16 protein-coding genes and 1 pseudogene are annotated in these 21,245 nt (G+C 39.0%); 13 read left to right on the top strand and 4 right to left on the bottom strand.

The features are described from left to right. Positions 1-123 precede the first annotated feature (123 nt). Complete coding sequence (locus tag D0T60_RS09700; protein WP_163217984.1) at positions 124-540, bottom strand: phospholipase; 417 nt, start codon at positions 538-540, stop codon at positions 124-126. A gap of 71 nt (positions 541-611) precedes the next feature. Between D0T60_RS09700 and D0T60_RS09695 the strand changes: the two genes are divergently transcribed. Together D0T60_RS09695 and D0T60_RS09690 are read left to right on the top strand one after the other, a co-directional pair. After that, positions 612-1,982 (top strand): APC family permease, encoded by a 1,371-nt coding sequence (locus D0T60_RS09695; RefSeq protein ID WP_163217983.1) that lies wholly within the window; start codon positions 612-614, stop codon positions 1,980-1,982. Then, positions 1,979-3,154: a hypothetical protein gene (locus D0T60_RS09690; RefSeq protein WP_163217982.1), complete on the top strand. Its 1,176-nt coding sequence runs from the start codon at positions 1,979-1,981 to the stop codon at positions 3,152-3,154. Before D0T60_RS09695 ends, D0T60_RS09690 begins: the two co-directional genes overlap by 4 nt. 107 nt (positions 3,155-3,261) lie before the next feature. Here the strand turns inward: D0T60_RS09690 and D0T60_RS09685 are convergent, their stop codons facing one another. After that, on the bottom strand, positions 3,262-4,488 hold the full coding sequence (locus tag D0T60_RS09685; RefSeq protein WP_163217981.1) for a 3-phosphoshikimate 1-carboxyvinyltransferase: 1,227 nt from the start codon (positions 4,486-4,488) through the stop codon (positions 3,262-3,264). A gap of 104 nt (positions 4,489-4,592) precedes the next feature. Here D0T60_RS09685 and D0T60_RS09680 point away from each other — a divergent pair, with 104 nt between their 5' ends. Beyond that, a complete protein-coding gene (locus D0T60_RS09680) occupies positions 4,593-4,874 on the top strand; it encodes a putative quinol monooxygenase (RefSeq protein WP_163217980.1) in 282 nt (93 codons plus the stop codon). A gap of 505 nt (positions 4,875-5,379) precedes the next feature. Here D0T60_RS09680 and D0T60_RS09675 read toward each other — a convergent pair. After that, a complete protein-coding gene (locus D0T60_RS09675; protein WP_163217979.1) occupies positions 5,380-6,585 on the bottom strand; it encodes a hexokinase in 1,206 nt (401 codons plus the stop codon). Positions 6,586-6,705: 120 nt separating this feature from the next. After that, positions 6,706-7,647 (bottom strand): malate dehydrogenase, encoded by a 942-nt coding sequence (mdh, locus tag D0T60_RS09670; RefSeq protein WP_163217978.1) that lies wholly within the window; start codon positions 7,645-7,647, stop codon positions 6,706-6,708. 244 nt (positions 7,648-7,891) lie between these two features. Between mdh and D0T60_RS09665 the strand changes: the two genes are divergently transcribed. From D0T60_RS09665 to D0T60_RS09620, 10 genes and pseudogenes are all read left to right on the top strand, one after another. Further along, entirely contained in the window at positions 7,892-8,767 is an 876-nt protein-coding gene (locus D0T60_RS09665) for a keratin (protein ID WP_163217977.1), read from the top strand. A gap of 63 nt (positions 8,768-8,830) precedes the next feature. Further along, on the top strand, positions 8,831-9,487 hold the full coding sequence (locus tag D0T60_RS09660; protein WP_163217976.1) for a hypothetical protein: 657 nt from the start codon (positions 8,831-8,833) through the stop codon (positions 9,485-9,487). Positions 9,488-9,519: 32 nt separating this feature from the next. Continuing rightward, positions 9,520-10,737: a hypothetical protein gene (locus D0T60_RS09655; RefSeq protein ID WP_163217975.1), complete on the top strand. Its 1,218-nt coding sequence runs from the start codon at positions 9,520-9,522 to the stop codon at positions 10,735-10,737. A 141-nt stretch (positions 10,738-10,878) separates the two neighbouring features. Next, positions 10,879-12,339, top strand: coding sequence for a TolC family protein (locus D0T60_RS09650; protein WP_163217974.1), 1,461 nt, complete (start codon positions 10,879-10,881; stop codon positions 12,337-12,339). Between the two features lie 31 nt (positions 12,340-12,370). After that, positions 12,371-13,402, top strand: a complete 1,032-nt coding sequence (locus tag D0T60_RS09645; RefSeq protein WP_163217973.1) for an HlyD family secretion protein — start codon at positions 12,371-12,373, stop codon at positions 13,400-13,402. Between the two features lie 21 nt (positions 13,403-13,423). Next, positions 13,424-14,647, top strand: coding sequence for an ABC transporter permease (locus D0T60_RS09640; RefSeq protein WP_163217972.1), 1,224 nt, complete (start codon positions 13,424-13,426; stop codon positions 14,645-14,647). Then, positions 14,647-15,903 carry an ABC transporter permease gene (locus tag D0T60_RS09635; protein ID WP_163217971.1) on the top strand — a complete coding sequence of 419 codons (1,257 nt, stop codon included), beginning with the start codon at positions 14,647-14,649 and terminating at the stop codon, positions 15,901-15,903. The genes D0T60_RS09640 and D0T60_RS09635 overlap by 1 nt, the downstream gene beginning before the upstream one ends. Positions 15,904-15,968: 65 nt before the next feature. After that, positions 15,969-16,478, top strand: coding sequence for a DUF6794 domain-containing protein (locus D0T60_RS09630; protein WP_163217970.1), 510 nt, complete (start codon positions 15,969-15,971; stop codon positions 16,476-16,478). A 121-nt stretch (positions 16,479-16,599) separates the two neighbouring features. After that, entirely contained in the window at positions 16,600-20,331 is a 3,732-nt protein-coding gene (locus D0T60_RS09625) for a two-component regulator propeller domain-containing protein (RefSeq protein WP_163217969.1), read from the top strand. After that, positions 20,304-21,140 (top strand): annotated as a pseudogene (locus D0T60_RS09620) (glycoside hydrolase family 88 protein); the annotation flags it as partial. The gene D0T60_RS09625 and the pseudogene D0T60_RS09620, both read left to right, overlap by 28 nt. Positions 21,141-21,245 lie beyond the last annotated feature (105 nt).

The raw sequence follows: 21,245 nt of genomic DNA, 5'->3' as shown, positions 1-21,245 counted from the left end.
GAGTTTAAAGTTTGTGAGTTTAAAGTTTGTGAGTTTATAGTTTAGAGTTTAAAGTTTGGAGTTTGCAAATTTAAGCCCGCATGGTAACTATAAACTATAAACTCCAAACTATAAACTCAAACTCTATTTCCTGCGTTCCCCTACAATCAAAAACACTTCGTCTTTAATATCGTCGGGTAGAGAGATTCCACGTAGTTGCAAGCTTCTTACCCAGCCTGCCACTTCTATGTCTTGCATTGTATAGAAAACTTCTCGAAATTGCTCTACTTGTTCATCCTCATATTGATTTGATGCGGTACCAATAAATGCATCTAACTCTTCATCGTCATAGTATTCAATCTCTTTACTTACGGCAGCTAACAGACTGTCTTTTTCGCAGGTGGCATGCTGACCACAACATTCGGTATCTGCTTCCTGAATTTCCGGCATCTGATCCAGTTCGCCTTTTTCTATTTTTCTTTGCAAATATCGATTGCGCGCATAACCTAAGATTAGTGCCAAAACTGCTATGAACAACAAACCAATAACAAGAACCCACATAATTAAAAATAAAATGTTTTCTGCAAAGTTACTTATTAAATTGTATTTTTGTATCCTCAACAGCATAAAGAATGATAAAGGATAAACCCCATACCTACAAGTTCGGGCTCATAACAGCCTCAGCTTTTGTAGTTGCCAATATGATTGGTACCGGTGTTTTTATATCTTTAGGCTTCGTATTGTTGGAAACTACCAACTTTATATCCATCTTGTTGTTATGGCTTTTCGGCGGAATCATTGCTTTATGCGGAGCATTAGTTTACGGAGAATTAAGCGCCGCCATGCCTCGTTCGGGAGGCGAATATCATTATCTCCGCGAAATCTATCACCCCATACTTGGCTTTATGGCGGGATGGGCTTCTTTAATTGTTGGATTCGCTGCTCCTGTGGCTTTAGCCGCCATCGCTTTCGGCACTTATTTATCGAAGGTATTTCCTTTTCTTCCTCCTGTTACTACGGCTTTAGTTGTATTGACTATTATTACCTGCATACATGCGTATGACTTAAAAATAGGAGGTGCAGTACAACGCTACTTCACTTTCTTCAAGATATTCATCATTGTGGGGCTGATTATCTGTGGCTTCATTTTGCCAGAGAATCATCAGGAGGTATCTTCCTCCGTATCTGAGTTTTCTTTGGGAGAATTGTTCTCCGGTGGCTTTGCCGTTTCTCTGATTTGGGTGTACTATGCTTACTCCGGATGGAATGCATCTGCTTATATGGCGAATGAAATCAAGAATCCACAAAAAACAATTCCTCAATCGCTTTTCATCAGTACATTGATTGTTACCATTCTTTATATTCTTTTGAATGCAGCTTTTTATCTTTCTACTCCGATAGAAGAAATGAAGGGGCAGTTGCAGGTTGGGCTTATCTCTGCCCATTATATTTTTGGCGAACAAGCCGGAAATATTATGGGGTTAATCATTGCCTCGCTGCTACTATCAAGCATTAGCTCAATGGTTTTCCTGGGGCCTCGTGTTTCGCAAGTAATGGGAGAAGACACTTACATTCTTCGGGCACTCTCCAAACGATCTTCCAAAGGAACCCCATACATAGCTATCTGGGTGCAATTTGCAATTAGCTTCCTATTGATTATCACCAACTCGTTTGCTATAATCACCAAATATACGGGTATCACTCTCTCCTTTTTTGCAATGCTGACGGTAGCCGGGGTATTTATTCATCGAAGAAAATTCCCAAACGCCGCACGTCCTTACAAAACATGGGGGTATCCTGTGATTCCTTGCGTTTTTATAACACTAATTCTATGGTCTATTATTTATTTGATTCATGAAGACTATGTCAGTACTTTCATTGATCGTGAACAACCTGTAATGTGGATGACCCTAATGAGTGTATTAACTTTATTAACAGGGGCAGGACTCTATTGGTGGAATTCAATAGCCGTTAAACATAAAAGTAAACAAAACAATATATGAAAACTAAACTACTTCTTTTAACCGTACTGTCTGCCGGAATACTATTGTGCATGTATTCCTGCAACAATAAACAACAGGGTACATCCACCACCCCCGACAGTACAACTATGATGAGTAATTCGACAGGGCCGCATGATAGCAAGCTAATTACCGATCAGGCACTTAATGATGCCGCCCGCTTTGTTGCCGGTCTTCCTGTTCATAATAAAAATAGTAAATTGTATGCACTGACACAAACCAAGGAGTGGAAGAATCATTCGCGCAATATGGACCAGATTTGGAACTCTTATCAACAGAGTGCGCCTAAGGTTTTGTCTTTTGCCATGAACGAATTGAACAGCATCAATAAGGAAAGCAGTGCTATGTTTTATCCTTTCGGTGGACCGGATTTCTTGTTTTCAAATTCTTTCTTCCCCGATGTAGATACTTATTTTCTGATTGGATTGGAGCGTACAGGGCATGCCATACAGGTTAAACACCCTTCTGCCCGCACATATCGGCTGTATCAGGATGCTGTATCGGATGTGCTTAGTTTAAGTTTCTTCCGAACCAGAGATATGAATATAGAAGAAGAGAATGACACCATTGATGGGGTTATTCCTGTGATTTCGATGCTTATGGCTCGTACCGATAAGGAAATTGTCAGCATCAAAAGTTGTCGGATTAGCAATAAAGGAGAGCTTGTTTCTACTCACGAGAATGGTAGTCCGATTACAGAAAATACGGGTCTTGTAGAAATAAAGTTCTTCAAAGAAGGCACCAGAAGACTGCAAACATTGTATTATTACGCTACCGACCTTAGCAACGAAGGTTTGCTAAAGAACAAACCACTTGTTACTTATATAAATAATCTAAATAGAAAGACTACAGTTACTTTCATTAAATCAGCATCTTACCTGATGCACGAAGGTGACTTCTCTGATATCCGCAGCCTGATTCTCGATCATTCCAATACAGTGGTACAAGACGACTCCGGAATTCCTCTCTCTTTTTATTCGCCCGATAAATGGGATATTACATTGTATGGTACATTTTATAAGCCCACAACAGCGTATACCAAATATGCACAGCCAGAACTGAGGGATGCTTATCAAACGGGAGATCCTAAGCCGTTAAATTTCCGTATTGGTTTTGCACGGCAGTCGAATTTGCAGATAATGGAGAGGAAATAAGAGAATATTTTATATTATGTTGAACACAGAGACACAAAGACACGGAGATTTATTATTCTATAAATTAATAACTCTGTGCCTTTGTGTCTCTGTGTTCAATTATTAGTTTATAGCTCCTTAACTAACACCCCTGCCTTCTGCAAATCCTTCCAGAAATCAGGATAAGACTTAGTAACTACCTGCGGCTCTGCAATACGCAGATTGGGAAAGTGTATAGCAGCCGGTGCAAATGCCATCGCCATGCGATGATCCTCGTAGGTATGTATTATTGGCTTCTCCTCTCCTACCATTTTCTCGCCATCCCATATTAATACAGAATCATTCTCTTGGCGGATTTGGAAGCCTAATTTACCCAATTCGGTAATAAGAGCTGTAATACGATCTGTTTCTTTTATCTTTAATGTTTGCAGACCGGTGAAATGGAATGGAATATTTAATAAGGCACAAGTTACCACAAAAGTCTGGGCAAGATCGGGCATTTCCACCAAATCTTCTTCAATTCGATTTACTTTTATTTTACTCTTTCGCAATATAACTCCCCTATCAGTAAACTCTGTGTCAACTCCTAAGCGTTCAAAGATCTTCGTCCCTTGAGAATCTCCCTGATAGCTATTCTTAAACAACCCCAGTAGTTCAATCTCTGCATCATTGCTAAGTGCTACCAACTGATACCAATAAGAAGCAGCACTCCAATCACTCTCTACTACAAAAGGAATGCTCTGATAAGGACGCGGCTTTATATGAAGGCTATTCTCGGAAGTCCAACTCAAATCTGCACCAAAATCTTTCATTAATTTGATGGTAAGATTGATATAAGGTCTTGAAATGACCTCCCCTTCCAGAAAAAGATTTAATCCATTTTTTAGCATTGGAGCAATTAAAAGCAATGCAGATATATATTGTGAACTTACATTTCCCTGCAAAGCCAATTCATTACTATCGAGTTCTTTGCCTGTGATCTTTAAGGGCGGAAAACCTTCTTTCTCTACATATTCTATTTGAGCGCCTAACTTTCTTAAAGCATCTACTAAAATAGCAATGGGACGATTCTTCATGCGTTCGGTGCCTGTTATTATCCGGCAACCGGGAGTAATGCTAAAATAAGCAGTAAGAAAGCGCATGGCAGTTCCGGCCGCCATAATATCCACCACTTCATTATTGCCCGATAATGCTTTTAGCATGACATTGGTATCATCGCAATCCGACAGATTTTGAGGAATATATTCTCCGGAAGCCAGTGCATTCATTATCAACACCCTGTTACTTATACTCTTAGAGGCCGGAAGCTGTATATTTGCTTTTAAGGCAGATGGTATGGAAAGTTTATACTGCATAAATTCACCTAAATATAATATATGCAAAGATAGCTATTCAACAAGAATCTTATACCTTTGTACGGTATTTATTTAATTCATAAATCATTTTAATCATACATTCAATGGAAAAGAAAACAATTGTAGCTTGGGCAGAAGTAACCCCGGGAAAAGAAAAAGAATTCATTACCTTGGCCGAAACCCTGATTGAAGCAACCCGCAAAGAAGAAGGAAATATCAGTTATAATCTTTATCAAAGTCCGTTCACTCCTACCTCTTTTATGTTCTACGAGGAGTATAAAGACCAAGATGCGATAAACACTCATGCCACATCAGCGCATTTCAAAACATTTGCCGGAGGTGTTGAAACTTTGCTTGCTTCAAAGCTTATCATTAAAACACTTTAGAAATAGTCTTGAATTAGTTCACCACAGATTAACACAGATTTGCACAGATTAAATTATTTCACTACCTCCCTCCCCAAAAACATTGTTTTGAGTTAATAATCTGTGAAAATCTGTGTTAATCTGTGGTGAAAATTCCCTTCTTGCCAAACCTTAATAATGCTACTGGCATTTGGGGCAAATGCCACCGACAGTTGAAGCAAATGCTACCGGCAATTAAAACAGTGGTTGGTGGAATGCAGAAGCAAAGGAAAAGTATAGATATAAAAAAAGGGATCACGCCTGATCCCAACCTTTGTTAACCTTAAATCTAATACTATGAAAAACACAGTACAAAGGTACGGAGTTTTTCGGTTTGTGCAAATTTCGTGTGCGACAACGCAAGCTTTATAACAAGTTTTAGCAGTTTGAAATAGATTTTCAAACAAAACTATTTTCATACAGAAAGAGTGTACTTTCCATATATTAAAGGAAAATACACTCTTATAAAAGGATGAATTATTAATTCTTAAGAAAGTGCTGCAATAGCCGAACCAATCAGATTTGGTTCCTGCATCTTTTCTTTAGCCGATATCACCATTGTAACACCTGCCGGCAACAGCTTTTTAAGTTCAGCTTCTACTTGCTGCTCATAATCGTTGCTCCAGAACAGGGTTCCGTCGGCAGCCAGGTAGATATTCTTTATTGCACTGTCTTGTGCTACCAAAACCTGAACCAATCCGGCCAGAGAAGCAGCAACCAGTTGTGCCGATCTGTTATAAACCCAGTTGGCGATGTCTACATGATCTTTTTTGTTTTTATCAGGGTTATTGATGATATAGCTCAAATCGCCACCGTCGAAGTCATATTTAACCTTCTCAAACATAAATACGGTTTTGAAGATTTCGCCCAAATAACCACCCGATATAGCTTTTTCAAATCGCTGACTACCCTTATTATTCGATATAGCATCTACCAGATTATCGATAATTGTTAAATGAGGAGGATTGAAATTTCCCGATTCCAGGTTAACAGGAATCACACCTTCATCTTTACTGTTCAGCTTTTCTATTTTATTAAGAGGCATCAAGCTGGCCATGTTGGTACCTGTTCCTACAATTAAGCCAACGTAAGAATCGAAAGGTTTACCATCTATGCGTTCGGTGAGTCCGGCAAACAAACTGGCAACTGTATCGTTTACTACCTTAATATCTTTAAATGTGGTATTTATCTCTTTATGGTTATTCAGGTATTTAAGCAATGACTCTCCTACCGGTTTGTTTATCATATCAGGAATATCGATTCCTTTTGTCCAACGAAGAAGAATGGCATCACCATTTAAGCGCGAAGCTGCCGGATAAGAGAAACAATATCCGATTTTGGTAACACGTTCATCGAGTTGTTTTAGTTCGCTGATAAAGCAGCCCATTCTTTCATGCAGCTTTTCTTGCGTAAAGCCTTTTGTTTCCACGCGAGATAAGCGATGTTTTACATCCTCAATAATGGTAGCTTTTCCATCTTTATATTCTACAAGGGCAGCTCTGAAATTGGTTCCACCCCAGTCGAGCGCAAGCACTCTTTCTTCTCCTGTAACACCTTCCTCTTTGGGATGAATATGGGTAGGAATGGCAGATATTTCTTGATTATCTTCTTTAAGACCTTCTTCGATTCTTGCTTGAAGTGCATCTGCAATAAACTTCAATTCTTCGGTAGCTAACGAGAAAATGTTTTCCATGAAATAAAATTTTAGTCGATTAATATTTGATCAGGTATCTGAAAAAAGGTGAGAAACATCCGGAACTTCTCCCTTCAATCTCCCACCTTTTTATCTTATTCTATCTTATACGGATACTCATTATAAAGCCCCTACTTCTTTCAATGCAGCGTTTGTTCCGCGTACGGCAGCAGCACTTGCTTTAAATTTAGCTTTTTCATCTTCATTCAAAGGAAGCTCCACAATTTTCTCTACACCGTTGCGACCTAAAAGTACAGGCACACCACAGCAGATATCTTCTTCGCCGTATTCGCCTTCCAATGCTACAGAGCAAGGAATCATTTTCATTTGATTGTGAAGAATCGATTCTACCACAAATGCTCCGGCAGCACCCGGTGCATACCAAGCAGAAGTTCCCAATAAACCGGTCAGTGTAGCTCCACCTACCATGGTAGCTTTGGCCACTTCTTCAAGTTTTTCTGCAGAAAGATAATTAGAAACAGGCAATCCTTTGTAAGTAGCAAAACGAGTTAAAGGAATCATGGTAGTATCTCCATGACCACCAATTACCATACCTTCTACTTCGTTGGCATTGCAACCAATAGCTTGTGACAAATAATATTTAAAACGTGAGCTATCTAAAGCACCACCCATACCAATAATACGGTTCTTTGGTAAACCTAATGATTTCAATGCCAAATAAGTCATGGTATCCATAGGGTTAGAAATTACCACGATAATAGCATTAGGAGAATATTTCAATGCGTTTTGAGCTACTGTTTTCACAATACCTGCATTCACGCCGATCAACTCTTCGCGAGTCATACCCGGTTTGCGAGGAATACCCGAGGTGATTACGATTACATCCGAGTTAGCTGTTTTTTCATAATCATTGGTGCAGCCTATCAAGGTTGTATCGAAACCTAACAATTGTGCTGTCTGCATCATATCCATTGCTTTACCTTCCGAAACACCCTCTTTTACATCGAGCATTACTACTTCATCTGCCACTTCATTGAAGGCAAGAACATTTGCACATGTAGCACCTACGTTACCTGCGCCTACTACGGTTACTTTTGACATAATACTATTCTTATTTAAATTGATAAATATTCTTAGATCCATTTGTTTGAAAAGGCAAAATTAAGAGGATATTCTTAATTGCGGAAATATTTCCGTAATAAATTTAGTTAAAGAAAATCACTCGTTAACACCCAATAAAATAGAAATCAGTTACCAAAGAAAACATAAAAAGAAGTAAGCTACTTGCTGTACTATAACAAAAAAGACTATTTTTGCACGGTTTTAACAATCTTAACTTGAAAACATGAATAAAAAAAATACAATACTATTTACTGTTGTTGGCATTTTGATAGTAGCCATGCTGACCGTTACTTATTTATTTTTTGCAGAAAAGCAGAATAATAAAGAGCTTGTTCAGGTATTCGAACTGGAAAAAGAAGAGCTCGAAAACGAATATAGTCATTTTGCTACCCGTTATGACGAATTGCAAACAACACTCACCAATGATTCTTTATCCGTTTTATTAGACCAAGAAAAGGTTAAGGTGCAACGATTGTTGGAAGAACTTCGCACCGTAAAGAGCACCAATGCGGCAGAGATTCGTCGTTTAAAAAATGAGTTAACTTCACTTCGCAAAATCATGATGAGTTATATTACTCAAATTGACTCTCTGAATCAACTAACCGAAAAGCAACAAAAGCAGATTGCCGAAGTGACCAAAAGATACAATGCTGCATCTCAGCAAATCAATTCCTTATCTCAAGAAAAAGAACAATTAAATAAACGTGTGACGTTGGCTGCACAATTAGATGCAACCAACATTTGGGTAGAGCCCAAAAACAAAAGGAATAAAACCATTAAAAAGGTAAAGGATGTCACTAAATTCAATATCGGCTTTACCTTAGTGAAGAACATCACTGCCGAAACCGGTGAACGAATTATCTATGTCCGCATAACCAAGCCCGACAACAGTGTTCTTTTTAAAGACGCATCTCATACATTCCCTTACGAAAATCGCGAGCTTAATTATTCCATCAAAAAGTATGTTGAATATAATGGCGAAGAGCAATCGGTAGTGGTGTACTGGCAAGTGGAAGAGTTTCTGCATGCCGGAGAGTACAGAGCCGACATTTTTGCTGATGGAACTTTAATTGGCTCCAGGAAATTTAGTTTAGAGTAAGTTGGCTGGTTTGAATTTCATTCTGTAGAAAACTAACAAGCTGAATAAGAGAGTACCATAGAAATGGAATATTTGGAAGAAATAAAGGTACTACGAAAAAAGTTCCCAATAGGAATTAATCAGGCTAAAAAATTGTTGGTAGAAGCAGCAGGGAATGTTGCTGAAGCAGAATATCAATTTAAGAAAAGCTTAGTCAACACATTCATGCAAGAGCAATCATTGAATACTGAACAAGCAGTTCAATACCTTGAAGCAGCCAATTATGATTTAGGAGTAGCAATCCGAAATTTTGAAATGGAGACACATGGCATAACAGAACTATGTTTACTCAAAAACAAAAATAAGGAAGATGCACTTAATAAGGTACTACATGCAATTCACGAAAAATACGCATTTGACTTTTGGCTCTGTTGGGAAAAGAAATGTCCTCAAATTAGTTCCATAGAATATCCATTTGTAGTACTGATGGAATGGGTTAATTACGAATTGTGGGAAGGATATATTGTTCTTTCTCCTGCTGTAGTACAAGCATGCCAAGTTCTGAAAATGAATTGGATGGCAGACATACTTAATCATACAATCAATCGAAGTAAAGAGATTGAAAATATATGGGAAGATGATATCTATATATTATTGAACGAAATATTCTTGAAACGTCGTTCGGAATTGATAGACACATTATACGAATACGTAAAAGAGAATATGAGAGAATTCCCGTAAAAGAAATCGAAACAATTCCATAAAGCACAACAATGAAAACAAAAATCTTCACCACCATTGCCTTTATTACTTTTTTAGTATTCACCTCGTGCATATTTCAAAAGAAAGGAACGGATTCTAATTCTTTCACCACCGAACCCACCGAACAAATTTGTACTACCGAGGAAGAGGTTGAAGTATTATATCCTAATACTACTGTCACATCCATCATTCGCCCCGGAATAGATCTAAAGGCCGACCAAACCTATACGGACGAATTTGAATATATCACCTTTATCAGCGATATAGATTATCCTTCTTTTATTCTCAAAAAAGATGATGAAACAATTTTAGTAAGAAATAAAACCTCTCACGACATAGCGATGCTCGAGTTGAATCAGGGAGATATAGTCACAGTTCTATGGAAATTTGGATTCACTGATGAAGATGATGATGATTACTCTTTATCTGAACAGGCTGTAGAAATCAGCAAAGTCAAAGAAGGCAAAGTATCTCTATTCAAAAAAATACACCCAAGCCTGATGTACCACTACGACGAGGAATGCGGATACAACGAATGGGAAATTGAAAGGATTAACCACCAGATAGAATATTATTTGACCAACTCAACAAAAGAGCGGGTAAAGAGTATTACAAACAATCCGGAATCAGCCATCAGTTACTCCATCAAAGACATGAAACAAGGTGAAAATACAGTCCATATCGTTGAATTATTCCATGAGGTTGACGACTGCTTTGAAACCTTTCAGACAATTCATCTGGCAGAGAACAATGAGGAAACTTATTGTATGTCTATTTTTGAAAAAGATGAGAAAAGCAATACACTAAGCGAATTTAAAGTTAAAGAAGCAATTATTAGCCCCAGAAAAATTTCAATACTCAATGGAATAACAACGTTGGAAATGCGCAAAAGTGATGATGACGACGACTTCCAATGCATAGGTCTCCAACTTGCCGACTCACACGTAAATACAGCCATGGGAACCTATTTGGAAATTAAAAGAAAAGGAAAATATTATTTGGCGATTGTGGAATATGAGGAAAAACAATTCGCAACCATCGACCAAGCAATAGAAGCATCTCTCGAAAATATCTTTGCACACTACTATAGAGAAAACGATAAAGAACATGGCGAAAAAGTATGGGAAGCATTTGTAGTAGAAGGTGGATTGAAACGATTTATAAAGACTGCAAAAGAATATATCAACGACAAATTCCTCGACACTCCATTCAATGAAATATATGGTTAGAACACGTTAGCCGCCCATAAGGTTGTTTATGCAATTATTTTAATTATCTTTGCCGGTAATAAGCATTAAATACTTGTGAACAATATATCTTTAATGATTGTTCCTTGAACATATATATTCATTATAATGTATTAGTATACAATGAAAAAGCTACTATTACCATTTATCTTTATCGGCTTCATTTCTTCGCTAACAGCCCAAACGTATCTTAATTTAGATAGTTGTCGCGCACTTGCCATAGCCAACAATAAGGAGTTACTAATTAGTCAACAAAAAATAAAAGCCGCCCACTATCAAAAGAAGGCGGCTTTCACCAATTACCTACCAAGCATTTCGGGAACAGCCGCTTATATGCGTATGCAGAAAGAGATCTCATTGCTCAATGACGATCAGAAAAGCGCATTAACTCATATAGGTACTTCCGTAAACGGAAGCGTTCAGGAGTTTGCACAAGCCATCGGAACACAGTTTCCCGACTTGCAACCACTGATTTCATCCTTAGGAAACTCCGTAGTGGCTCCCCTGAACGGCGTTGGAAATTCTTTAATAGATGCCTTACGCACCGACACCAGAAATATGTATGTAGGGGCTATTACTCTCACTCAGCCTCTATATATGGGTGGCAAAATTCGCGCATACAATAAAATCACCAAATATGCCGAAGAATTAGCTCATCAACAACACAATACAGAATTGCAGGAAGTAATATTAAACACAGACCAAGCCTATTGGCAGGTAGTATCTTTAACAAATAAAAAGAAGTTGGCAGAAGCCTATCGAAACCTCTTGCAGAAAATGAATAGCGATATTGAAAAGATGGTAGAAGAAGGAGTAGCCACCAGAGCCGATGCACTATCTGTACGTGTTAAGCTGAATGAAGCAGAAATGACCTTCACAAAAGTAGAAGACGGATTAAGTCTTTCCAGAATGTTGCTTTGTCAACTATGTGGTATTCCGCTTACTACCCCCATTGTATTAAACGACGAAGATATAGAAGACCTCTCCATAAAACATCCTGATGATATTCAAATTGAACTAACATCCATATACGCCAACCGTCCTGAAGTTCAGAGCTTAGAACTGGGAACAAAAATTCACCAACAGAAGATAAACGTAACTCGATCCGAACATCTGCCGTCTGTAGCTTTAATAGGAAATTATATGGTATCGAACCCTTCTTTATTTAATGGCTTCGAGAAGAAATTTCGTGGTATGTGGAATGTAGGCGTAATGCTTCAAATACCCATCTGGCACTGGGGAGAGGGTTCGTATAAGGTAAAAGCAGCCAAAGCAGAGGCAAACATTGCTCAATATCAACTGAATGATGTTAAAGAAAAGATTGAGCTACAGGTAAATCAGGCTGTATTCAAGGTAAACGAAGCTGCCAAAAAGTTGATAATGGCCGACAATAATATGGATAAAGCAAATGAAAACCTTCGGTATGCCAATCTTGGATTCAAAGAAGGAGTCATCCCCACCAGCAATGTGTTGGAAGCTCAAACGGCCTGGCTATCTGCACAATCTGAAAAGATTGATGCTCAGATAGATGTGAAGTTAACAGAAATATACCTCAAAAAGGCCATGGGAAGTTTAGGTAAGTAAGATTTTAAATTAAGAATTAAGAAATATGGATATGGGCTCACAAAAGTCAGAAAGAAGAAAGTCTCAGAATAGCAACATGATACTTGCATTCCTTACATTGCTATCTGTTATTTTATTAGTAGCACTTGTTGGATTCTTTATGCTAAGAAAAGGTCCTGAAACCATTCAGGGACAGGCAGAAGTAAACGAATATCGCGTATCGAGCAAAGTACCCGGACGAATATTAGAAATACGTGTAAAAGAAGGACAGCATGTAAACGCCGGAGATACCCTTGCTATACTGGAAGCTCCGGACATCGCAGCCAAGCTTGAACAGGCAGAAGCCGCCAAAGCTGCTGCCGAAGCACAAAACGAAAAAGCCATCAAAGGTGCTCGTCAGGAGCAGATACAAGCAGCTTATGAAATGTGGCAGAAGGCGATTGCCGGTGTAGATATCGCAGAGAAATCACACAAACGTGTAAAGAATCTATATGAAGGAGGTGTTATGCCTGCCCAGAAGTTAGATGAAGCAACCGCACAGCTAAACGCTTCCATCGCTACCGAAAAAGCTGCCAAAGCACAATATGATATGGCCAGGAATGGTGCCGAACGCGAAGATAAGTTGGCAGCCGCCGCTATGGTAGGTCGTGCCCAAGGAGCTGTGGCAGAGGTAGAATCTTACATCAAAGAAACCATACTCATAGCCCAAGCTGCGGGAGAGATTTCCGAAATATTTCCTAAGATGGGAGAATTGGTAGGCACCGGAGCACCCATTATGAATGTAGCCATTATGAATGATATGTGGGTAACCTTCAATGTACGCGAGGATTTACTCAAAGACCTTACCATGGGCAGCGAGTTCGAAGCTTTTGTACCTGCTTTAGATCAAAAGAACATCCGATTGAAGGTATATTACATGAAGGATTTGGGCACATACGCCGCCTGGAAAGCTACCAAAACTACCGGACAATTCGACTTAAAAACATTCGAAGTGAAAGCATCTCCCATAGAGAAAGTGGAAGGACTTCGCCCGGGAATGTCGGTGATAATGGCCTCTCCCCAACCCTCTCCAAGGGAGAAATAAAAATCCTACTTACAAAGTTTAATGAACAAAAAGCTGCAATATAAGAAAAGTTCCTCCTCTTCTCCCTCTCCTTCGGAGAGGGTTGGGGAGAGGCTATTGGCAGTATCCAAGCGCGAATGCCGCCGTCTTGTCTCTCGTCCGCTTTACCTGTTTTGCATGGTAATAGCTCCTCTATTCTGCTATATATTCTTCACTACACTGATGGATTCGGGGCTTCCTACAAACCTTCCGATAGCAGCAGTAGACTTAGATAACACCTCCACCTCCCGAAACATCATTCAGAATTTGGATGCATTCAGTCAAACAGCCGTAGTGCAACGTTATGGTAGCGTAGACGAAGCACGCAATGCCATGCAACGAGGAGAGATTTACGGATTCTTCTACATCCCCCGCGGATTATCGGAAGAAGCTCAAAAGCAACAGCAGCCCAAAGTCTCTTTTTACACCAATAACTCATACCTGATTGCCGGTTCCTTATTATTCAGGGATATGAAAATGATGAGTGAATTGGCCTCCGGTGCCGCCGCACGCACTGTATTATATGCCAAAGGTGCCACAAAAGCTCAGGCAATGGCCTATCTGCAACCTATTGTTATAGATACCCATGCGTTAAATAATCCCTGGTTAAACTATTCTGTTTATCTCTGTAACACATTGGTTCCGGGCGTTTTAATGCTGATGATATTTATGATAACTGTTTACTCCATTGGCGTAGAGATTAAAGATCGAACTGCCAGAGAATGGCTGCGAATGGGAAATAACTCCATTTACATTTCATTAGCCGGTAAGTTGCTACCTCATACTGTTATATTCTTTATTATGGGCATCTTCTATAATGCATATTTATATGGTATTCTGCATTTTCCTCATAATAGTGGAATACTACCCATGATTTTTGCCACGCTACTGTTTATACTTGCTTCACAAGCCTGTGGTGTCTTCATGGTAGGAGTATTACCAACCTTGCGTTTAGGGCTTAGCTTTGCCTCACTATGGGGAGTTATTTCGTTCTCTATTTCGGGATTCACGTTTCCGGTAATGGCCATGCACCCTACTTTGCAAGCTTTATCCAATCTATTTCCGCTTAGGCATTATTTCCTGATTTATGTAGATCAGGCTCTTAACGGATACGATATGGCTTATTCTTGGGTGAACTATGTGGCTTTACTATTATTTATGATGCTTCCTTTCCTGATATTCAAACGTTTAAAAGAAGCATTAATCTATTATAAATACATGCCCTGATGAAAGAACTTACATTCAAAGAAAAAATAAAAGGAGGAATAAGCGACCTGTTCTATATTTGGAAGAAGGAGTTTCGCAATGTCTTTCGGGATCAGGGAGTATTGATATTCTTCATCCTCGTTCCTTTGGCATACCCATTGGTTTACGCATTTATCTATACCAATGAAGTAGTACGCGATGTTCCCGTCGTGGTGGTAGATGATTCCCGATCTTCCTTAAGCAGAGAATATCTCCGCAAAGTCGATGCTACCCCCGATGTACAAATTGTAGCCTATTGCAGCGACATGGAAGAAGCGAAGCAACTCATGAAAAAGCGTGATGCTTACGGCACTATTTATATACCTAATGATTTCAGTAGCAATATTGTAGCCGGTAAGCAAACGCAGGTAAGCATTTATTGCGATATGAGCGGATTGTTATATTACAAAAGCGTGCTATTGGCCAATACCGCTGTTTCATTGGATATGAACGAAAAGATTAAAATTGCGTTAGCAGGCAATACTACCGACCGACAAGATGAAATCACAGCTTATCCCATCGAGTATGAGGATGTTGCTATGTTCAACCCGACCAATGGTTTCGCCGCTTTCTTGATTCCCGCGGTATTAGTCCTCATTATTCAACAAACATTGTTGCTTGGTATCGGTCTTTCGGCCGGAACGGCGCGCGAAAAGAATAAGTTCAAGGATTTGGTACCTATCAACCGGCATTATCACGGTACTCTTCGCATTGTTTTGGGCAAAGGGTTATGCTATTTTATGATCTACGCCATTGTATGTGTATATGTATTGGTGGTAGTACCTCGCATGTTTAAGTTAAACCAAATAGGGATGCCGCTTGATTTGCTTTTATTTATGTTGCCTTATTTGGCTGCCTGCATATTCTTTGCCATGACTGCTTCCATCGCCATCCGTAATCGGGAAACATGTATGTTGATCTTTGTCTTTACATCTATCCCGCTATTGTTTATATCCGGTATATCCTGGCCGGGAGCAGCTATACCTCCGTTCTGGGAATATTTCTCATATATCTTCCCTTCTACTTTTGGTATTAACGGTTTTGTTCGAATCAATAATATGGGAGCTACTCTGCACGATGTCGGATTCGAATATAAAGTTTTATGGCTACAGGCAGGGTTCTATTTTGTAACTACATGTTTGGTATATCGTTATCAAATAATCATGAGTAGAAGACACATCATAGAAAGGTATGAGGAGTTGAAAGAGCAAAGAGAATTGAGAACAGAAAAAGGGTAAAATATTTGTTTATTTAGTTTGAATTATGTTCATTTGCTTTCATAATACTTGCTAAATTATTTATTATGAAACACATCTTTACTTTATCTACCTTTTTTGTACTTTCTATATTTTTAGGAATACAAGCAATTCATGCAGCCAACTATATCTCAAATAAAAACTTTTATTTAAAGAATTATGAAGGATTCCAAAAGAGGGAAATGACAGCAGAAGAAAAAGAAGCTTACCAGAAACGTCTGGAAGCAGACTCTATAAACGGATTTTATATCCCCAAAAACCTTGAGGAATGTTTCTTTGAACTAAACAAGCTCTTAAAGCCAGAAAATATTGAAGTTATAAAAAACCTTGAAAAAAGACACGAGACAATAATCTATCATCATGGACTTGGCACTTTTCTAAGAAACAACTGGGGATTATGGGGAGGTTCCAGGCTTCAGCAATACTTTCAGAAAAAAGGAATAGAACATCCTGATGATATGTCCTATACTGTTCTTTCTTATTATTATGACTGGCTAAACGAACAGCATGATGATTGGAAAGCATTTGAAGCTGAACAAAACAAGCCTAATCTGTAAGTACAACCACCCAATTCTTCATCAAAAAACGGTTTCTAAACAATCACATATATTTGTTTAAAGTTAACTGGCATTTAAATACATGAGAAACATCTGCTTCTTATTCAAAAAACACCTTCTCTTGCTAATAATTTTCTTGGCAGCTATGTTTCCTATACATGCCGCTGTTAATGATGGTATCTTCTATTTCTCCAACCTCGACCTTCGCGACGGCCTTTCTCAACTTTCCGTCTTAGACATCTGTGAAGACTCTAATGGCTATATCTGGATGGCGACTCGCAATGGATTAAACCGGTTTGATGGAGATCATTTCGTTATTTACCGCCATGACAATACAGATAAAAACTCCATATCCGATAATCATATAACCGTTTTACTTCCCGACACTTTAAGAAAAGGTTTATGGGCAGGAACCAATAATGGTCTGAATTACATAGACCTTCAAACCAATAGAATAACATCCTACCTTCATACAGATTATCCTGAAATACCCAGTAATCAAATTGTTTCTTTATGCTCAGATCCTTCCGGCAATTTATGGGTAGGTACCCGCAAAGGTTTATGTTTGTTCAAACCCGAGACGCAAACATTTGAAAGCATTCTTCTGAATGGTCTTTTATTTAATGAGACAATTAATGCTCTCCATATTGACAAGCAAAATCATTTCTACATCGGGACCTATAATAAAGGGCTCTTTGTATGCAATGATAAACTGCAAATTATTACCCAAATAACCCGTTCTACTACTCCCGCCCTCACTGACAATACCATTTTTGAGCTTTACGAAGATTCTTACGGAAGCATCTGGATAGGCACCTTAGATAAAGGACTTAACAAATGGAACCCTAAAGATAATACCATCCGGCAATTCACTACACAGAACAGTGGTTTATCCGATGAGAATATTCGTTGTTTCAAACAAATGAATAATGATCTTATTATTGGAACTTTCAACGGTTTAAGTATCCTGAATCTTTCCACCGATATAATTACACCTTATAATAACTTCGACATGAGGCAGGGAAATTTAAGCCATTTTTCTGTTTACAGCCTCTACATTGATAAGGTGAATACATTATGGGTAGGTACTTTTTCGGGTGGCGTAAATTTCTATAATCCATTAAAGAATCGTTTTACCTTTTATCACCCGAAAACTCAAAACAACATTGATTCACAGGGCATTTTTGGCGTTATGGCTTTTCATGCCAATCATTTATGGATAGCTACGGAAGGAAGCGGCTTATATTGTTTCAATGTAAAGACCAAACAATCCGAAAACTTTCTGTTGGATGTATCTCCGCAGGGACCTTACAATCGGAATATTATAAAATCGATTCTTCCCGATGGGGAGTATATTTGGTGTGGAACAAACAATGGTCTTATTTATCGTTTCCATATTCCTACCAAGCGTTTTTCCTTGGTACATCGATTTGATTATATAAAGAACTTAGGTATTTATACCTTGTTTCGAGACAAGGCTGAAAACTGGTGGATAGGAACCACAGCAGCAAACGGGCTCATCAAAATAGAAAAAGACGGAGACATAGCCGAACAAATCCCGTTGGAGAACAATTCTGCTGCCCTTGGGTTACCCAGCGTTCGAAGTTTCCTCGAACTAAAAGAAAGTGTTTTCCTGATAGGAACCCGATCCAATGGTCTTTATAAATACGATACTCAACATAAAACCATTGAGCAATATCATGTAAATGCCACGCTCCCCTCCCATAGGATGTCGAGTAATTATGTTACTTCTATCAAGCAAAGTAAAAAAGGAGAGATTTGCATCGCTACATTCGGAGGAGGCATTTATATATATGATGAATACAAAGGATTGATTCAACATATAAATAAAGACAGCGGCTTACCTAACAATAACATCTATGCCATGGAGGAATTCGAGAACTCCATTTGGGTCAGTCATACCGGTGGAATATCCGAGGTTAGTTTGACTGATTACCAAGTTAAGACCTACAATTGCTTTAACGGCCCCGATATTTTCGAATTCACCCCTCAGGGAAGTTGTTGCCTGCCGACCGGTGAAATATATTTCTCCGGCAGTAATGGGTTTCTATGTTTTCACCCCAAAAACCTGCTGACGAATGAATACATCCCTTCCATTGTTATCAACCAAATCTCTGTTAACAATGAAGTTCTAATTCCGGGAGATCAAACGGGCATACTGAAGGAAACTCCGGAGTTTACAGAAGAGATGACATTAGCCTACAATCAAGGTAACTTCTCCATTGCTTATTGTGCACTTAATTACATCTATCACGAACAAAACCAATATGCATACCGTCTATTGGGGCATGAAACAAACTGGAATCGGGTAGGTACTCGTAAAGAAGCATTTTATACCAACATTGCCCCCGGAGAATATACATTCCAGGTTATCGGTTCAAATAATGATGGAATATGGAACGAGCATCCGAAAAGTATAAAGATTATCGTTCTGCCTCCGTGGTGGAAAACTCCTTTGGCTTATTTCCTATACATTACATCCGTTTTAGCTGTAGGTATTACCATTGGATACTATATATACCGCAAGCGAGAATTGGAACATAATCTGGAAATCAAACAAATCGAAAGGCAAAAGCTTGAGGAGTTTCACCAAACCAAAGTTCGTCTATTCACTAACTTCTCTCATGAGTTGCGTACCCCTCTTACACTCATTATCAGTCCTTTGGAGGAGATGCTTCAACAGATAGAAATACTTCCGGCAGTGAAACAAAAGCTGGGTATGGTGTACAAAAACTCACAACGGTTGCTATTGTTGGTCAATCAATTAATGGATTTACAGAAGAACCAGGCAGGAAAGTTGAAGCTTAAACTATCTCATTCCGACCTGAATGTCTTTTTAGAGGAGATGTACTTAGCCTTCAAGCAAATAGCAGAACGCGAGAAAATAGATTTTCATTACGAATCTCTACCGGGTGAGTTCCCTGCTTACTTTGATTACAGTCTTCTGGAAAAAGTGGTATTCAACTTACTGTCCAATGCTTTTAAGTTCACACCTACGGGAGAATCTATTCAGATGTGCATGATGCCTCTGAACGCACAGGAAATAAAACAGAAATACCATAAATTATTATCCGAGGAAATCCATCAGACTCAAGCGGAAAACTTCTTCATGATCAGGATAAGCGATACAGGTAAAGGAATACCCGAAGAGGTTAAGCAACATATCTTTACTCCATTTTACCAGGTAGAAAGCAGTGAACAAAACAACACGAATGGAACGGGAATCGGCCTCAGCCTTACTCAATCAATCGTACGTTTGCATCATGGTGCCATCTTTGTGGAAGACAACACTCCCAAAGGAACAGCCTTTACCATCATTATACCCAATGAGAAAAGTGCCTATTCCATCGAGGAGCAAACGTCGGCAGATCATGAACAGTCTGCACCTGTGACTTCGGTCGATAAGCCCGATAAAGACATTCTTTTCATTCCCGATAAAAAGATACTGATAGTTGAAGATAACGAAGAGATACGGCATTACATCAAGAATAAACTGGAACCTTATTATACTGTATTGGAGGCCGATAATGGAGCAGTTGCCTTTGATATTGCACTGCAAGAGTTTCCGGATCTTATTATTTCGGATATAATGATGCCTGTAAGTGATGGTTTGGAACTATGCGCCCGTATTAAAAACGATATGCAAACCGGACATATTCCGGTGATATTGCTTACCGCACGCGCCATGGTGATGCATTTGAAGGAAGGTTATTTATCCGGTGCTGATGATTATATCGTGAAACCCTTTAATATTGAAATACTTCTTATACGGATATACAATTTGCTCTCTCAACGGGAAAAGCTTGCAGCTACGGAAATGGTTACCGTTTAACGCAAGATGAGAACTATAAAGGAATATTATTACAATCTGCCGAGACATTAATTACCAGATACAAACCAACTATAGGTGCCATACGTTCATGGGATCACAGCAAAGCCAAATGGGATTGTCCGGTTATTATTGATAATATGATGAACCTTGAATTGCTCTTCTGGGCTTTCCGTCAGACAAGTGATTCTGTTTATTACGATATCGCTGTAAATCATGCCAAAACTACAATGAAGAATCATTTCAGAGAAGATTACAGTTGCTATCATGTGATAGATTACGACACCATCAGTGGCGAAGTACTAAAAAAGAATACCCATCAGGGATATGCGCATGAATCGGCCTGGTCGCGTGGACAAGTCTGGGCGCTGTATGGATACACGATGTGTTATCGTGAAACCGGTTTACCCGAATTTCTGAAACAAGCGCAACACGTAGAAAATTACATCTTTACACATCCCAACATGCCTTCCGATTTAATTTCATACTGGGATTTCGACGCGCCTGAGATACCCAATGAACCACGTGATGTATCTGCTGCTGCTTGCATGGCCTCTGCATTATACGAACTCAGTCTTTATGACGCCTCAAAAAGCGAAGACTACAAAGGAAAAGCAGATATGATTCTGAAAAACCTCACTCACGGATATCGCGCTACTTTAGATAAAGATCAAGGTTTCCTATTGCTGCATAGCACAGGTTCAAAACCCGGAAACTTCGAAATTGATGTACCCATTGTTTATGCTGATTACTACTTTCTGGAAGCATTACTCAGAAAACAAAAGCTGGAAGCTACAGGAAAACTCTTTTAATAAGTAGGTATTCAAAATTAATTCATATAAGTAGATGCTCATAATTAGTTGTATGATACCCCCTCCGCCCTTTGGGCACCTCCCCCTTGCAGGGGAGGAATTCCT

The sequence above is a fragment of the Bacteroides sp. 224 genome, from assembly GCF_010500995.1.
Lineage (GTDB): Bacteria > Bacteroidota > Bacteroidia > Bacteroidales > Bacteroidaceae > Bacteroides.
The sequence above is the reverse complement of the archived record's forward strand: the minus strand, read 5'-3'. Positions and strand labels throughout refer to the sequence as shown.

Bases quoted from the DNA above. Each gene is read 5' to 3' on its own strand.
- D0T60_RS09640 (WP_163217972.1), top strand. From the start codon at position 13,424: ATGAACAAAAAGCTGCAATATAAGAAAAGTTCCTCCTCTTCTCCCTCT.
- D0T60_RS09680 (WP_163217980.1), top strand. From the start codon at position 4,593: ATGGAAAAGAAAACAATTGTAGCTTGGGCAGAAGTAACCCCGGGAAAA.
- D0T60_RS09660 (WP_163217976.1), top strand. From the start codon at position 8,831: ATGGAATATTTGGAAGAAATAAAGGTACTACGAAAAAAGTTCCCAATA.
- D0T60_RS09635 (WP_163217971.1), top strand. From the start codon at position 14,647: ATGAAAGAACTTACATTCAAAGAAAAAATAAAAGGAGGAATAAGCGAC.
- D0T60_RS09675 (WP_163217979.1), bottom strand. From the start codon at position 6,585: ATGGAAAACATTTTCTCGTTAGCTACCGAAGAATTGAAGTTTATTGCA.
- D0T60_RS09700 (WP_163217984.1), bottom strand. From the start codon at position 540: ATGTGGGTTCTTGTTATTGGTTTGTTGTTCATAGCAGTTTTGGCACTA.
- D0T60_RS09665 (WP_163217977.1), top strand. From the start codon at position 7,892: ATGAATAAAAAAAATACAATACTATTTACTGTTGTTGGCATTTTGATA.
- D0T60_RS09690 (WP_163217982.1), top strand. From the start codon at position 1,979: ATGAAAACTAAACTACTTCTTTTAACCGTACTGTCTGCCGGAATACTA.
- D0T60_RS09645 (WP_163217973.1), top strand. From the start codon at position 12,371: ATGGGCTCACAAAAGTCAGAAAGAAGAAAGTCTCAGAATAGCAACATG.
- D0T60_RS09650 (WP_163217974.1), top strand. From the start codon at position 10,879: ATGAAAAAGCTACTATTACCATTTATCTTTATCGGCTTCATTTCTTCG.
- D0T60_RS09655 (WP_163217975.1), top strand. From the start codon at position 9,520: ATGAAAACAAAAATCTTCACCACCATTGCCTTTATTACTTTTTTAGTA.
- D0T60_RS09630 (WP_163217970.1), top strand. From the start codon at position 15,969: ATGAAACACATCTTTACTTTATCTACCTTTTTTGTACTTTCTATATTT.
- mdh (WP_163217978.1), bottom strand. From the start codon at position 7,647: ATGTCAAAAGTAACCGTAGTAGGCGCAGGTAACGTAGGTGCTACATGT.
- D0T60_RS09695 (WP_163217983.1), top strand. From the start codon at position 612: ATGATAAAGGATAAACCCCATACCTACAAGTTCGGGCTCATAACAGCC.
- D0T60_RS09685 (WP_163217981.1), bottom strand. From the start codon at position 4,488: ATGCAGTATAAACTTTCCATACCATCTGCCTTAAAAGCAAATATACAG.